Below are 14,440 nucleotides of genomic sequence, written 5' to 3' on the forward strand. Positions count from 1 at the left end.
CATGCGCATCCGCGCCCAGGTCGCGATGGTGATGAACCTCGACAAGTGCATCGGCTGTCACACCTGCTCGGTGACCTGCAAACAGACTTGGACCAACCGCGAAGGCACCGAGTACGTCTGGTTCAACAACGTCGAGACCAAACCCGGTATCGGTTACCCCAAGCACTACGAGGATCAGGAACGCTGGAAGGGCGGCTGGAAGCTCGACAAGAAGGGACGGCTGGTCCTGCGCTCCGGCGGCCGTGCGAAGCGGCTTTCGCGCATCTTCGCCAACCCCGACCTGCCGACGCTCGAGGACTACTACGAGCCCGCGACCTTCGACAAGGACGTCCTCGTCACCGCGCCCGCCGGGCTCACCGACACCCCGGTCAAGCAACCGAGGTCGGCCCTCACCGGGGAACCGATGAGCCTCGAATGGGGCGCGAACTGGGAAGACAGCCTCGGCGGCGCCCACGAGCGCGCCGGTACCGATCCCAACATCACCGCGATGGACCCCGACGCGGCGGCACGGGTGCGGTTCGAGTTCGAGAAGACCTTCATGTTCCACCTGCCGCGGATCTGCGAGCACTGTCTCAACCCCGCCTGCGTCTCGGCCTGCCCGTCGGGCGCGATGTACAAACGCGAGGAGGACGGCATCGTCCTGGTCGACCAGGACCGCTGCCGCGGTTGGCGCATGTGCGTGAGCGCCTGTCCCTACAAGAAGGTCTACGTCAATCACGCCACCGGCAAGGCCGAGAAGTGCACCTTCTGCTTCCCGCGCATCGAAGCCGGCCAGCCCACCATCTGTTCGGAGACCTGCGTCGGCAGGCTGCGCTATCTGGGCCTGGTCTTCTACGACGAGGACGCGGTGCTCGCCGCCACCTCCGTGGAAGACGAGCGGGAGCTGCTGGCCGCGCAACGAGCGGTGTTTCTCGACCCGCACGATCCCGAGACGGTGCGTATGGCGACCGAGGCGGGCCTGCCCGAGGAGTGGGTGCTCGCCGCACAGGCCTCGCCGGTGTGGAAGCTGATCAGCGAGTACAAGATCGCTTTGCCGCTGCACCCGGAATACCGCACCCTGCCGATGGTCTGGTACGTCCCGCCGCTCTCCCCCGTGCTGGACGCCGTCAACGCCGCAGGGCGCGACGACACCGACGCCGACGACGTCTTCCACACCATCCGTGATCTGCGGATCCCCGTGGAATACCTCGCCGAACTGTTCACCGCGGGCGACGCCGACGCGGTGGCGGGCGTGCTGATGAAGCTCGCCGCGATGCGTTCCTACATGCGCGCCCGCACCCTCGACGGCACCGTCGCCGAGGAACTCTGCGAGGCCGTCGGCATGTCCGGCAAAGAGATCGAGGCGATGTACCGGCTGCTCGCGATCGCCAAGTACGACGAGCGCTACGTCATCCCCGCCGCCTACGCCAAGGACGCCGCCGCGCTCGAAGCACAGGAGGCGTCCACTTCGGACTGTTCGCTGGACTGCACCGGCGGCCCCGGGATGACCGAACCGGCCGCGACCGCCGAGCGGTTCCACCTCGTGACCGAAGACCGGCAGGTCCGCCCGGGCCGCCGGAGCCTGTTCGCGCGCCGCGGCGACGGCAGGCTCGGCCTGACCATCGATCCCGCCGGAGGCCGCTCATGACCGCGCCCGAACAGTCCTTTGTGGATGGTACCGACCGGACCCGGCTGTTCGAACTCGCCTCGGCGCTGCTCACCTACCCCGACGCCGCACTGATCGGGGCCGGGAAGGAACTGTCCGCCGCCGTCGGCGAGATCACCCACGACGAGGTTCGGGAACAACTCACCGCGTTCCTCGACTGGTTCCTGACCACCGACTCCCTCCAGGTCGAGACCCACTACGTCCGCACGTTCGACCTGCGTCGGCGCTCGGGGCTGTACCTGACCTACTACCTGCACGGCGACACCCGTAAGCGCGGCATCGCCCTGCTCACCCTCAAACAGCGCTACCGCGCCCACGGCCTGCGCCTGACCCCTGGCGAGCTGCCCGATCTGCTGCCGGTGGTACTCGAGTTCGCCGCGGTCGCCGGCCCGGGCGACGGCGAGGCGCCGCTGCGCCAGCACCGCCGGGGACTGGAGCTCCTGCGCTCCACTTTGGACGAATGCGGATCGCCCTACCGGCACGTGCTCGAGGCGGTCGTCGCCGCGTTGCCGCCACTGACCGAGGCCGACCGGGACACGATCCGCGCGCTCGCCGAAGACGGCCCTCCCGTGGAATCGGTCGGGCTCGCGCCGTACGGCACCGATGTCGCCACCATCGGCTTCGGTCCCGATCTCAGTACCGAAGCGTGTGCCCACGCGCACCCCTTCAACAACCGTTCGATGGAGAGTGCCCCGTGAGCACGTTCGTCTGGATCGTCGTCCCCTACGCCTGCCTGGCGGTGTTCCTCCTCGGTCACGTGTGGCGGTGGCGCCACGACCAGTTCGGCTGGACCAGCCATACCAGCCAACTGCTGGAGAGCCGCATCCTGCGGCTGGGCTCACCGTTGTTCCACCTCGGAGCGTTCGGTGTCATCGCCGGTCACGCCATGGGCCTGCTGGTGCCCGCTTCGGTGACGGCGAAGATCGGGATCTCCGAGCACTTCTACCACGCCACCGCAGTCTGGGGCGGCACCGTCACCGGTGTCATGCTCGTGGCCGGCCTCGCGTTACTGATCGCCCGCCGCTTCGTCAACCGCCGCGTCCGCCGGGTCACCACGACGATGGACAAGGCGCTCTACGTCGCGCTGGCCGCGATGGTGGTACTCGGGATGACCGCCACGGTCGGGACCAATCTCCTCGGCGAGGGTTACGACTACCGCGAGACGATCGCCGTCTGGTTCCGCGGCGTCTTCTGGTTCTCTCCCGAACCGCACCTGATGACCGGCGCGCCGCTCGTCTATCAGCTGCACGCGATCGGCGGATTCCTTTTCCTCGCGCTGTGGCCCTTCACGCGGCTGGTCCACGTGTGGTCGGCGCCGCTGGCCTACCTGTGGCGCCCCTACGTCGTCTACCGCGGCCGCCGGGGGAAGCCCGTGACTCCTGCCCCGACACCGGCCGACGTGCGGGATCGAGCCCTGCACGACACCCGGCAATGAGGCCTGGACGGGCTCGTGAGTGGCAGCGGACTCGCCAGTGAGCCCCGATTCTCCTTGAGGATCGGTACAGGTGGGAGCGGGACTTGCCGAAGAGACACTTTCCCGACTGTCCATAAGGGACTTTTTTCGAGATATCAGTGCCAGAGTCGAGCGATTTGTGCGGTTGCCGAGGGGGTCGTGAGTGGCAAAGAGGGTTAGAACCCTACTTGCCACTCACGACCCCCTCGCCGAATCGGGCATATGGCCTTGAAACAGGCATTTCGTCGCCGAAAAGCGTCCCTTGTGGACAATGAAGAGCGCGGCTGACTCCTGTCGGCCAGTCCGGAACCACGCCACTCACGACCAACCCGACCCACGACCAGGCCAGCGAAGGGGTCTTTCACCGCAGAGGCTCGGTCACGCCACGTTTGTCTTACCCCTCAAGTAAGGAGGACATACCGTGCCCGCTCCCGCTCAACCCGGGCTGATCGGCAAGACCGTCGGCGACGTGCTGGTGCGGCGACCCAAGACGTCACCAGTGGACATCTCCGTCGATCAGGCCCGGGCCTGCTTCGCCGACGACCACGTCCACATGCTCCTGCTCACGGAGTACGGACGTCTCATCGGCGCCCTCCTCCGCACCGACCTGCCCGCGGATCTGGACGGTGCCGACCTCGCTCTGCCCCACTCGCGGATGTCGGGCCGGACGGTCACCGTGGACGTGCCCGCCGAACAGGCACGCCTGCTCCTCTTGGCACGCGGACAGCGGCGCCTCGCCGTGGTCGATCACGACGGGGCCATCGTTGGCCTGCTCTGTCTCAAACGCCGTCTGGCCGGATTTTGCAGCGACGCCGACGTCTCCGCCCGTGCCTCGGAACGCTCATCTCGGCTGGAGTAGGCCGACGGGTGTCGTGGGGGTGGGCGCGGTCCAGTGTTCCCGAACCGCCACTGTTGCCATGCCGCGAAGCCAGTCCCAGGGACACGCCAGGTTCGCCCTTGTCCTCGACAAGTACATGAAGGCCCTCTTCCTTGCGTCTGGCGCAAGAAAGAGGGCCTTCATGTACCGCACACGGGCGTCAGCCCCGTTCGAGCATTCCGGGGCCGAACACCTCGTAGTGAACGCGCTCGGCGGGCAGGCCGCGCCGGATCAGTCCGGTGCGGATCCCGTGCATGAACGGCAAGGGGCCACACAGGTAGGCGGTGGTGCCCGGATGCAACGGGAGCGCGTCGACGTCCATGAGACCGGGCCGCGAGCTGTCGTCGTGGCCGTTCTCGTACCAGTACAACTCCTCGGCCTCGCCCAACCCCTTCGCGGTCTGGGCACATTCGCGGCGAAGCGCGTGGTGAGCGGGTGAGCGATCGGCGTGGGCGAGGACGATCCGCCGCGTCGGCTGGGTGCGGGCGAGGTGATCCAGCATGGCGGCCATCGGGGTGATCCCGATGCCGGCGCTTACCAGGAGCACCGGTCCGTCACCGGTGTCGAGGGTCGTCTCGCCCGCGGGTGGCCCGAGAAGCAGGGTGTCGTCTTCGGTCACGCGGTCGTGCAGGTGGTTGGACACCGCGCCGTCCGGGGCGCTGTCGCGGCCGCGAACCCGGCGGACGGTGATCCGCAGCGAGCCCCTTCCCGGACCGTGTGACAAGGAGTACTGGCGAGGCTGGCGACGGCCGTCGGGCAGGTCGACGGCGACCGAAACGTATTGGCCGGGCAGGAAGTCCGGGACGGCCGCGCCGTCATCGGGCACCAGGGTGAACGACACCGCGTCGACGGCCTCGTCGAGGCGCTTGGCCACGCGCCAGCGGCGCCAGAGGGCGGCGGGATCGAGGTCACCACGTTCGTAGAGGCGGGCTTCGGCGGCGATCAGCCGACAGGCGAGCAGCCAGTAGACCTCGTGCCACGCCGCGGAGACCTCAGGGGTTACCGCGGCACCGAGGACCGTGCCGACGGCGGTGAGCAGATGATGACCGACGAGCGGGTACTGCTCGGCCCGGATGCCCAGCGACACGTGCTTGTGCGCGATCCGCTCGGCGACTCGCTCGAACGGCGCGGCGTCGTCGCCGTCCTCGGCGAGCAGATACTCGGCGAAGCCGGCGACAGCCGACGCCAGCGCGAGCTTCTGACGGCCGTCGGCCTGGTTGCCCTGGTTGAACAGGTCGAGCAGTTCCGGATGCGCGGCGAACATCGACGAGTAGAACTCACCGGTGATTTCCACGGCGTGCGCGCGCACGACGGGCAAGGTGACACGAACAACCGCGGCGGATGCTGGGGACAGCAAGGAATTCTCCTTCTTCGGGGAATAGGACCAGGCCTCTCGAAGGCGCCGATGCGGCCACGACCGGTCTCTTTCCCCGATCCTGCCGGGAACGGGGTGCGGCACCAAGGGATCTTCGGCGTACTCGGCCGGGGACCTTGGTCCCTACGAAACTCGGCCGATGGCACTGGGACCGGAACCCGGGGAACGGCAGGGTGGATGACGTGATCAGCACCGCCCATGGGGGCGAGACTTACTCTCCCGATTCGAGGACACGATGACCGCACCAGACGTGCGACCGGTAGTGGTGGGTGTGGACGGCTCTTCTTCGGCCCTCCAGGCGGCGCGCTGGGCCGCGGCCGAAGCGGCAAGGCGGAAGGCGCCGTTGTCGATCACGCATGCCTGCATGCTGATCCCGGTACAGATGCCGCCCGGGGTCGAGTTGCCGAGGCCCTACGCCGACGCGCTGATCGAACAAGGACGGGAAGTACTCGCGGCGGCGGCGGAGGCGGCCAGGGATGCGGCCCCCGAGGTCGACGTGACCACCGAGCTGCGCGGCGGAGCCGCGGCGGAGCACCTCATCGGGCGCTCGGCCTCGGCGGAGTTGATCGTGCTGGGCTCTCGTGGCCTGGGTGGGTTCACCGGGCTGCTGGTCGGCTCGATCGCGGTCGCGGTGGCGACCCACGGACACTGCCCGGACATCGTCGTCCGGGGAACGGATCGGCCGCAGGACGCACCGGTCGTCGTCGGTGTGGACGGCTCGCCGACGAGTGACGCGGCTTTGGCTTTCGCCTTCGACGCCGCCGCGGCGCGCGGTACGCGTCTGGTCGCCGTGCGCGCGTGGTCGGACTTCGCCGTGAGCAACGCCTGGGAGTTCGGGTCCGCGCTGGACTGGGAGGTCATCCGGGCGGCGGAGGCGCGGCTGGTGGAACGGCAGCTCGACGCCTACCGGAGCAAGTCCCCCGACGTGCCCGTTCAAGGCATCGTCGTTCGCGACCGGCCGGCGCACACGTTGCTCGAACACTCCGAGAACGCCCAACTCGTCGTTGTCGGTTCCCGAGGCCGAGGTGGTTTCCGCGGGCTGCTCCTGGGCTCCACCAGCCAGGCGCTGATCCACCACGCCGCCTCTCCGGTGGCCGTCGTCCCGCCCGCTCGGCAGTGAAAGCCGCGCCGCTGACCGGACGCGGGACACGCCAGGTGCCGGACGTCTCCGATCCGTGGTGCTTGGAGACCGGAGAGCTGGCGTCTCGCCTCGACGTCGATCCGGGGCGTGGTCTGGACTCCTCGGACGCGAGCGACCGGCTCGAGGTGACCGGGCCCAACCGGCTCGCCGAGGCGCCGAGCAGGCCGTGGTGGCGGGTACTGGTGGCACAGGTGGCCGGCCCGCTGAACCTCGTGCTCGTGGTGGCGGCCGCGTTGGCGGGCGTGGTGGAGCGGTCGTATCGGGAAGCGCTCGTCATCGGACTGGTCCTCGGCCTGAACGGTGTCCTGGGTTTCGTGCAGGAACGAAGGGCGGATCGCGCGGTCGCCGCGCTGAAGAGCCTGCTCAGCCCGTCGGCCCGGGTCCGCCGCGACGGCAGGGTGACCGAGGTGCCCGCGGCCGAGCTCGTGCCGGGTGACGTCGTCCTGGTGGACGCCGGTGACCGGGTGCCGGCGGACGGCCGGGTGCTGTCGACAGTGAACCTGGAAACCGATGAATCCGGTTTGACCGGCGAATCCGCCCCCGTCCCCAAATCCGCGGCGCCGCGGCAGGGCGAGATGGCGCTGCCCGATCGGACGTCCATGGCCCATATGACGAGCATCGTCACGAGGGGCCGTGGCGAGCTGCTGGTCACGGGCACCGGCATGCGCACGGAGATCGGCAAGGTGGCCGGGCTGCTGGAACGCACCGATTCGACACGGACCCCGCTGCAGCGGCAGCTGGACAAGCTCGGTGTCCGCCTGGCCTGCCTCGCCGGGGTGGCGGTCCTCCTCGTGGCGGTCCTGCAATTCGCGGCCGGCGGCGGTATCGGTGAGGTGATCACGCTGGCCGTCGCGCTCGGCGTGGCCGCCATCCCGGAGGGGCTGCCCGCCGTCGTCACGGTGACACTGGCACTGGGAATGCGGCGGATGGCGCGTCAGCGCGCGATCGTCAAACGGCTCCCCGCCGTGGAAACCCTGGGCGCGACGACGGTCATCTGTACCGACAAGACCGGCACACTCACGCTGAACCAGATGACCGCGCGTTCGCTGTGGTATGCCGGACGCCGTTACCTGGTGTCGGGTGAGGGCTACGGCTTCGAAGGCGCGATCACCGCCGAAGACGGCGGTGAAGTCCCCGATCTCGGTGAGCTGCTGACCAGCGCGGTGCTGTGCAACGACGCGGTGGTCCAGGACGCCGCTCTTGTCGGCGATCCGACCGAGGGCGCGCTGGTGACCCTGGCGGGCAAGGCGGGATTGGACGTCATGGCGCTGCGCGGCGCCACTCCCCGCGTCTCCGAGATCCCCTTCGACTCCGCTTTGAAGTACATGGCGACGTTCCATCGTCACGGGCCCGCGATCCGTGCGCACGTGAAGGGCGCCGCGGACGTCCTGCTCCACCTGGCCACCCATGTGCGCCGGGAACACGGTGACGTCCCGCTCGACGACGACGCACGCCGCCGGGTGCTGGCGGAACTCGATCATCTCGCCGGACGAGGTCAGCGCGTCCTGGCTGTCGCCCACGGCGACATGGACGCCGGGGCGCCCGCGCTGCCGCGCCGACTGGTCCTGACCGGGCTGATCGGCCTGCTCGATCCAGCACGACCGGAAGCCCGCACCGCGGTCGCCGAATGCCATGCCGCCGGAATCGACGTCAAGATGATCACCGGTGATCACCTGGCCACCGCTACCTCCATCGCCCGCGCGGTCGGCATCGGGGGCGACGGCATGTCGGGACCGGACATCGACCGGCTCGACGACCATGCCCTCGAACAGGCGGCGACCACTACCGGCGTGTTCGCGCGGGTGGCGCCGGAGCACAAGATCCGCATCGTCGACACGCTCAAGCGGCGAGGTGAGGTCGTCGCCATGACCGGTGACGGCGTGAACGACGCGCCGGCGCTCAAAGCCGCCCACATCGGGGTGGCCATGGGGATCACCGGCTCCGACGTGTCCAAGGAAGCCGCCGCGATGATCCTCACCGACGACAATTTCGCGACCATCGTCCGGGCCGTCCGCGCCGGCCGCACCATCTACGACAACATCGTCAAGTTCGTCCGCTTCCAGGTCGGCACCAATGTCGCCGCGATCCTCACCATGGTGATCGGCTCCCTGTTGTTCAGTACCGGAACCAGCGTTCTGACACCGCTGATGTTGTTGTGGGTCAACGTGATCGCCGACGGTCCCCCCGCATTGGCGCTCGGTCTGGAACCACCGCGGCGATCCGTCATGGAGGAGCCGCCACGACGCCCGGGAGCGCAGATCCTCAGTGCGGGCCGCCTGGCGCGGATCCTGTTGTCCGGACTCGTGATGGTGGCCGGGACCCTCTACGCGTTCGCACACGGCTTGGACCGCGGCATCGAAGTGGCGCACACCCTCGCCTTCGTCACCTTCGTGGTGTTCCAGCTTTTCAACATCCTCAACGTCCGCGACGAACACTCCTCGGCGTTCGGAGGGCTCTTGTTCCGCAACAGGCGGCTCTGGGCCGCGCTGGGTTCGGTGCTCGCCCTGCAGGTCTGCGCCGTGTACCTGCCCGCCGCGCAATCCCTGTTCGGCACGACAGCCTTGACCGCCCTCGACTGGCTCGTCGCCACCGCGATCGCGTCTTCCGTCCTGTGGGCCGAGGAACTGCGCAAAGCGGTGTCACGCCGACGGCCGGCCCGGCGATGATCCGCGCAAGAAACCCCGTCGAGGCAATCGACCTGCCGCCGGGCCGGAAAACCGGCGCCGAATGCCTTCAGCTCTTCGTCAAGCCTCGGAGGGCACGCAAGCGGAACCGACCGGGCGCGATCACTCGCTTTCTCCGGGGTACTTGGCCAGGATCTCACGAAGCGCGGCGACGAACCGCAGGGATTCGTCATGTTCTCGCTGCCAGACGTTGCGGCCGAAGATCAGTCCGGTGGCGCCGGCGTCCATCGACTCGTGCGCCTTCTCCAACATGGCTTCGTCGCCCAGCTTCGCTCCGCCGGAGACCAGCACCAGCGTCCTGTTGGCGGACCGCACGACGGCGTCGATGGCCTGCTGAGTGGTGAACTCCTCGTCATAGGACGACGGCACCGCCGCACGCTTCTCCGGATGCGGAAAGTTCACCTTCACCACGTCCGCGCCGAGCTCGGAAGCCGTCCGAGCCGCGTAGTCGACGGCGTAGAAGGAATCCTTGCCGCCTTTGGCCTCGATGGCGGCACCGCGCGGGTATGCCCAGACGATCAGCGGCATGCCGAGGCGGTGAGCATCCTCCCGGACACGCCGGTACTGCTCGAAATCCGCCTCCTGCGCGGGAGTCCCGACATACAAGGTGTAACCGACGGCGTCCGCGCCGAGCCGCACGGCGTCCTCCACCGTCGCGTTGACCGGGGAGAGCGCCCGCTCGTCGGCCGGGATGTCGGTCTTGCCGTTGAGCTTCAGCACCAGCGGGACCTCACCCGCGTAGTCCCAGTAGAACTTCTCGGCGAGCCCGATCTGCGTGACGATCCCGTTGAACCCGCCTTCGACGGCGAGTTTGACGATGAAGCGAGGGTCGCTCGCCGCCGGGTTCGCGAAGAAGTCACGCGGCCCGTGCTCGAGGCCTTGGTCGTACGGCAGGAAGAACGCGGTCCCGTTGCACAGCCCGTGCCGGAACAGGATACGGCGCAGCCTGGCCTTCTTCCCTGTGTTGAGGCCGAGTTCTCGCAGTACGGGTCGGGTCGGCATGGTGCACCTCCGGTCGGACGGGCGGATTCACCGACCACGCTTCCAGCACACGGGACTGGTCGCGCCCGCCGTTCGTCCCCGCTCACCGGGACCTTCGGCACCAGAGCGACGAATTCAGCGGTCGAGGCGGACCACTGCCAGGCCGATTCCACCGAGGCCGAACAGAGCCGACGTCGGGACCTCCGTCCCTCCCGCCGGGGACGCCGATCGGAGATGCTCGACGGACGGCGAACGACCGACGGGAGCGGATGATGAACCACGACGAGGAAACCGAACACCACAAGCCTCCGTCCGCGGTACTGGGCTTCCTCACCGGGGTGCAGCTGACCCTCGCCGCGGTGGCGTGGACCGATCTGGCGATGCGGCCCGCCATCGAGATCCGGGGTACCAAGAAGGCATGGGCCCTCATCATCGCGATCAACTTCATCGGGCCGATCGCCTACCTCACCTACGGCAGAAGACCACTCGACCCCGGTGCCCGGCCCGCCGAGCGGGTGTGACGATGCTTCAGACGGTCGACGTCGGTGAACTGTCCATATCCGCGTACCGGACCGTGGTGCCCGACCAGATCATGGAACCGCTCGCGGAGGTCACGAACAGGCTCCGCGGCGCGCGGGTGCTGCATTTGAGCGCGACGCCGTACGGCGGTGGTGTTTCCGAGCTGCTGCGCTCGACGATCCCGCTCTACAACGATCTCGGAATCGACGCCACCTGGAAAATCATCAGTGGCAGGCCTCCGTTCTTCACCGTCACCAAGAAGCTGCACAACGCGCTGCAGGGCGCGGATGACGAGCCGATCACCGAAGCCGATCGCGCGCTCTACGAACAGACCGCGGCGGACAACGCCGCGGAGCTCGCCGCCGATCCTCAGTTCCCCGGCTACGACTTCGTTTTCGTGCACGATCCGCAGCCGTCCGCAATTCTGTCCTTTGTGGACCATGGATCGGCGAAGTGGATCTGGCGCTGCCACATCGACACCTCCGCCCCCGACCCGGCCGCGTGGTCCTATCTCCGGCCCTTCCTCACACCGTACGACGCGACCGTGTTCACCATGGCCCAGTTCGCCCCGCCGGACCTCGACCGGACGGGCGTCAACATCATCCCGCCCGCGATAGACCCGCTGAGCCCGAAGAACATGTCGCTCGACGACCGCACGACGCGGGCGGTCCTCAACTGGATCGGGATCGAACCAGACCGCCCGCTCGTCACCCAGGTGTCCCGCTTCGACCCGTGGAAGGACCCCCTCGGCGTGATCGCGGCCTTCAGGACCGTCCGGCGGACGGTGCCGGACGTTCAGCTGGCACTGGTCGGCTCGATGGCACTGGATGATCCGGAGGCCTGGGCGGTCTATCGCGCCATCACAGCCGAGAGCGAGGGAGATCCGGACATTCACGTGTTCACCAACCTCACCGGTGTGGGCAACATCGAGGTCAACGCCTTCCAGCGGATGTCGACCGTCATGGTGCAGAAGTCGATCCGTGAAGGCTTCGGGCTCGTCGTGTCGGAAGCGCTCTGGAAAGGGACACCCATCGTGGCGGGCGCGGCGGGAGGGATCCCGTTGCAGGTCGCCGATGACTCGGGCGGAATACTGGTCGACTCCGTGACCGAATGCGCCGACGCGCTGAGTGCCCTGCTCACCGATCCGGCCAGGGCGGCGGCACTCGGCGCGGCAGGCCACGAAAGGGTCCGGAAACACTTCCTGCTGCCACGTCTGCTCCTCGACGAACTGACCCTCATGGACGACGTGGCCGCCGGGCGCGGCGCCGCCGAGCTGACCACGACAGGAGACCACCGGGACCCGGTGTGCGGGATGGCCACCTATACCGCCGAACCGGGGCTGGAGACCAACCTCGGCGGCCAGACCTTCCGGTTCTGCTCACACCGGTGTCAGGAGATCTTCGCTCGAACCGAAGCAGGGGTCCCGTGATGACGACCCAGCGATGGCATGGTGGAGAACTGCGTCAGCAACGACTCACCGGCGATTGGACGATCCTCGCGCCTGGCCGGGCCGCCCGGCCGCACGGTGACAGGGATGGATGCCCGTTCTGCCCCGGCCCAGGCGAGGACACCCCGCCGGAGCGCTGGCGCCTCCCGGCGGCCGACGGTGTCGGCTGGCGCGTCCGCGCCGTCCCCAACCGCTACGCGCTGTCCGATCGGCATGAGGTGATCATCGAATCCCCTCGTCACGATTGGGATCCTGTGACCGGGAGCGACGCGGAGCTGACCGACGTGCTTTTCACCTGGCAACAACGGCACATCGCCCTTCGCGGTTACGCCGCCCAGGTCGTGATCTTTCGCAATCACGGCAGGGCGGCGGGGACCTCGCTGCCTCATCCGCATTCGCAGCTCGCCGGGCTCCCGGTGCTCGCCCCCGGCACCCGCCGCAGGCTCGAAGCGTTCCGCGAACACCATCGGCGGTTCGGACGGCCCTTCGCCTCGGACGAGCTCGCCGAGGAGTTCGCCGTGGCCGAAAGAATCGTCCACAGCGCGGAGAACACCGTCGTTTTCGCCCCTTTCGCGCCCACCGCGGCCTACGAACTGCGTTTGGTCCCCAGGCAAGCCCGTGCCGACTTCGCCATGGTGCCGAGGTCCGAACTACGGGAAATCGCGCACACGTTGCGTCTCGTTCTCGGCGCCCTTGGCGAGGAAATCGCCGATCTCGCGTACAACGTCGTCGTCGACACGGCACCGACCGGCTGGGAACAGGCACCCTTCCTGACCTGGTCGATCCACGTCCTGCCCAGGCGGACCGTGCCCGCCGGCCTGGAATCCGCCACCGGGATACCGGTGGTGACGACGACACCCGAGCGAGCCGCCGCCTGCCTCAGGGCACGCTTGACGAAGGCTGCCGGGATCGGTTGAGGGCTGGGACCACCGCGACCGGGCACCGAGCCCGATCGAGAATCGCGTGTGTGGTGATCCCCAGTATGGGTCTGCCACGCATTCGCCTCCGGCGCGACCCGACGACGATCAGCCGCGGGCCGGCCGACGCGGACAGTATCCCGTCCGCGCGATGGCGTTCGCGGACCAGCCGCGGCCGGACGATGGCGCCGGACCTTGCCCACCGCAGGTTCTTGACGCTTTCGGCCAGCATCCGGGCGCTGACGGCTTCGTCCTCACGGTCGTACCACACCCGGACCGCGACCAGCGGGCAAGCGCGGACGGCGGCCGCCGCATACGCGAAACGCAGGGCGGCCGCTCCGTCCGGTGAATCGTCCACACCGACGACCACCGGTCCGGTGTCGGGCGGCTGATCCCGCACCACGACCACCGGCGCCTTGCTCCGGGCCACCACTGCGCGGGCGACCCCACCGAGAAAGGGATTCGCGCCACGGCCGAATCCCCAGGCCCCGACCGCGATGACCGCCACCGAACCCGACCGCTCGATGAGCTTCTCCACGGCGTCGCCGGGCTGGAGCACGCGCGCTGATGGCTGCCCGGGCACGGTTTGCCGCGCTATGGCTTCTGCCCGGATCAGGCAGTTCATCCCAGCCTCGCGGGTCGGTCCATCGCCGACGGAGGGGGTGAAGACGTGGAGCAACTCGAGGGGTACGGCCCGATAGGCCGCCTCGCGGGCAGCCCAGCGGGCCGCGGCCTCACCGGCCGGCGAACCGTCGACGCCGACGAGGACCGGCGAATTTCGCGGCTCGCTCATGAATGGCTCCACCGCCGGGACACCGTCTTCCATTCGCGTTCCCACCCATCGGTGCGCGCCCGGTCGAGGAAGAACCGGCTGACTCGGTACCCCAGCCAGCTGAGGATCAGAACCGCCGCCCACAGACCCAAACCGGCTCCGAAGCCGCGGAAGGCCGCGTTCGATCGGGTCAGCGGTGCCTCGACCGGCTCGCCACCCTCGCCGAGCCACACCTGTACCCGGGCGCCCGCCGTCATCCCTCGCGTCGCGGGCACCTTCCCGGCTCGGAAGGAACCATCGGGAAGCATCCAGCGCGCCATCACGGGCGTGGTGTCCGCGGTGCCCCCGGACCGAACCGCTATGACGACCGGCGCCCCGTCCTCGATCAGTACCGCTTCGGCACGGTGCCGGACGGCGGTTTCCGCCGCCGACCTGTCTTTTCCGGCCGCGAACACCGCCGAACCCGCGGCCGCGGCGAAAGGCAGCCCCGCCGTCGCGACGAGCACCGCGAACACCAGGATCAGTCCCTCCAGCCGGTCCACGGGCCTGGCCAACGGCTCGTGACCGGGATGAACGATCCGCCAGACTCGCAGGAAACGTGATGGGATGTTCATCGTCGACCTCCGGGG

General features: G+C 68.7%; 13 protein-coding genes. 9 read left to right on the forward strand and 4 right to left on the reverse strand.

The features are described from left to right. Position 1: 1 nt before the first annotated feature. The 4 genes from narH to AC069I_RS35505 all read left to right on the forward strand — a co-directional run bounded on the left by narH (position 2) and on the right by AC069I_RS35505 (position 3,957). The gene (narH, locus tag AC069I_RS35490; protein WP_478267339.1) at positions 2 to 1,627 is read left to right on the forward strand and encodes a nitrate reductase subunit beta; all 1,626 of its coding nucleotides are present in this window, start codon (positions 2 to 4) and stop codon (positions 1,625 to 1,627) included. Then, positions 1,624 to 2,343, forward strand: coding sequence for a nitrate reductase molybdenum cofactor assembly chaperone (narJ, locus tag AC069I_RS35495; protein ID WP_478267340.1), 720 nt, complete (start codon positions 1,624 to 1,626; stop codon positions 2,341 to 2,343). The genes narH and narJ overlap by 4 nt, the downstream gene beginning before the upstream one ends. Beyond that, entirely contained in the window at positions 2,340 to 3,080 is a 741-nt protein-coding gene (gene narI / locus AC069I_RS35500; RefSeq protein ID WP_478267341.1) for a respiratory nitrate reductase subunit gamma, read from the forward strand. The genes narJ and narI overlap by 4 nt, the downstream gene beginning before the upstream one ends. 439 nt (positions 3,081 to 3,519) lie before the next feature. Continuing rightward, the gene (locus AC069I_RS35505) at positions 3,520 to 3,957 is read left to right on the forward strand and encodes a CBS domain-containing protein (protein ID WP_478267342.1); all 438 of its coding nucleotides are present in this window, start codon (positions 3,520 to 3,522) and stop codon (positions 3,955 to 3,957) included. A gap of 178 nt (positions 3,958 to 4,135) precedes the next feature. On the opposite strand, the gene AC069I_RS35510 is transcribed toward AC069I_RS35505, so the two are convergent. Continuing rightward, the gene (locus AC069I_RS35510) at positions 4,136 to 5,332 is read right to left on the reverse strand and encodes a globin domain-containing protein (RefSeq protein WP_478233344.1); all 1,197 of its coding nucleotides are present in this window, start codon (positions 5,330 to 5,332) and stop codon (positions 4,136 to 4,138) included. Between the two features lie 253 nt (positions 5,333 to 5,585). On the opposite strand from AC069I_RS35510, the gene AC069I_RS35515 reads away from it, so the two are divergent. Beyond that, on the forward strand, positions 5,586 to 6,470 hold the full coding sequence (locus tag AC069I_RS35515; protein ID WP_478267343.1) for a universal stress protein: 885 nt from the start codon (positions 5,586 to 5,588) through the stop codon (positions 6,468 to 6,470). Further along, entirely contained in the window at positions 6,467 to 9,157 is a 2,691-nt protein-coding gene (locus tag AC069I_RS35520) for a cation-translocating P-type ATPase (protein ID WP_478267344.1), read from the forward strand. The genes AC069I_RS35515 and AC069I_RS35520 overlap by 4 nt, the downstream gene beginning before the upstream one ends. 120 nt (positions 9,158 to 9,277) lie before the next feature. Here AC069I_RS35520 and AC069I_RS35525 read toward each other — a convergent pair whose 3' ends face one another. Then, positions 9,278 to 10,177 carry a class I fructose-bisphosphate aldolase gene (locus AC069I_RS35525; protein WP_478233340.1) on the reverse strand — a complete coding sequence of 300 codons (900 nt, stop codon included), beginning with the start codon at positions 10,175 to 10,177 and terminating at the stop codon, positions 9,278 to 9,280. Between the two features lie 251 nt (positions 10,178 to 10,428). On the opposite strand from AC069I_RS35525, the gene AC069I_RS35530 reads away from it, so the two are divergent. From AC069I_RS35530 to AC069I_RS35540, 3 genes are read left to right on the forward strand one after another with little or no spacing between them, the layout of a single operon-like run. Further along, entirely contained in the window at positions 10,429 to 10,677 is a 249-nt protein-coding gene (locus AC069I_RS35530) for a PLDc N-terminal domain-containing protein (protein WP_478267345.1), read from the forward strand. A 2-nt stretch (positions 10,678 to 10,679) separates the two neighbouring features. Further along, entirely contained in the window at positions 10,680 to 12,104 is a 1,425-nt protein-coding gene (locus tag AC069I_RS35535; protein WP_478224499.1) for a glycosyltransferase, read from the forward strand. Beyond that, positions 12,104 to 13,039, forward strand: a complete 936-nt coding sequence (locus AC069I_RS35540) for a galactose-1-phosphate uridylyltransferase (RefSeq protein ID WP_478224500.1) — start codon at positions 12,104 to 12,106, stop codon at positions 13,037 to 13,039. The genes AC069I_RS35535 and AC069I_RS35540 overlap by 1 nt, the downstream gene beginning before the upstream one ends. On the opposite strand, the gene AC069I_RS35545 is transcribed toward AC069I_RS35540, so the two are convergent. After that, the gene (locus AC069I_RS35545) at positions 13,002 to 13,832 is read right to left on the reverse strand and encodes a universal stress protein (RefSeq protein ID WP_478224501.1); all 831 of its coding nucleotides are present in this window, start codon (positions 13,830 to 13,832) and stop codon (positions 13,002 to 13,004) included. The two genes, AC069I_RS35540 and AC069I_RS35545, sit on opposite strands and share 38 nt — an antisense overlap. Beyond that, on the reverse strand, positions 13,829 to 14,425 hold the full coding sequence (locus tag AC069I_RS35550; protein ID WP_478224502.1) for an Rv1733c family protein: 597 nt from the start codon (positions 14,423 to 14,425) through the stop codon (positions 13,829 to 13,831). Before AC069I_RS35550 ends, AC069I_RS35545 begins: the two co-directional genes overlap by 4 nt. Positions 14,426 to 14,440 lie beyond the last annotated feature (15 nt).

The sequence above is a fragment of the Amycolatopsis sp. NPDC043885 genome (genome assembly GCF_056435685.1).